The organism is Rheinheimera riviphila, assembly GCF_004005945.1.
GTDB classification, from domain to species: domain Bacteria; phylum Pseudomonadota; class Gammaproteobacteria; order Enterobacterales; family Alteromonadaceae; genus Pararheinheimera; species Pararheinheimera riviphila.
This window is the reverse complement of record NZ_SACS01000053.1, coordinates 1-500: the sequence shown is the minus strand read 5'-3', so window position 1 is coordinate 500 and position 500 is coordinate 1. Positions and strand designations below refer to the sequence as shown.

At 52.6% G+C, this 500-nt stretch carries 1 protein-coding gene and 1 pseudogene; both read left to right on the top strand.

The window, feature by feature from the left end; all coding sequences use genetic code 11:
• On the top strand, nucleotides 1-221 hold a 221-nt coding region (locus tag EOE67_RS20310), incomplete at its 5' end, for a transposase domain-containing protein (RefSeq protein ID WP_206099685.1).
• Nucleotides 222-243: 22 nt separating this feature from the next.
• Nucleotides 244-500 (top strand): annotated as a pseudogene (locus EOE67_RS20305) (IS4 family transposase); the annotation flags it as partial.

Sequence of the window (500 nt, the reverse complement as noted above, 5' to 3'; positions counted from 1 at the left end):
TCCCAAACATCGAAGCCGGTGCGCTTCAGCAATTGTTGCCAGAAGAGTTCATCAGCCAATGTCTGCAGGAGGCAGGGGTTGCAACCGTCCGGCGCCGTCGTTTGCCTTTAGAATCTCTTGTGATGGTTGTGCTCGGAATGGCGTTGTACCGTGGCAAAGATGTCTGGAGCATTGCCGATAAAATGCAAATTGCGTTCACCAAGTGCCGTCGTACAAGGTAGGCAGCGCTTAGGCTCTGAAGCAATGCGGCAAGTATTTCATCAAACCCAGCGACTCTGGCATCAGGATGCTGAACATCCGCGCTGGTGTGGGCTGCAACTGCTTGGGGTTGATGGTGTTGTCTGGCGCGCCCCTGACACAGCCGAAAATACCGAAGCCTTTACCAAACCCATCACTACCGCAGGCGAATCAGCGTGGCCGATGGTCAGAATGGTTTGCCAAATGGAACTGACCAGTCATTTATTGATTGGTGCCGCGATGGATAAATACAGTACGAATGA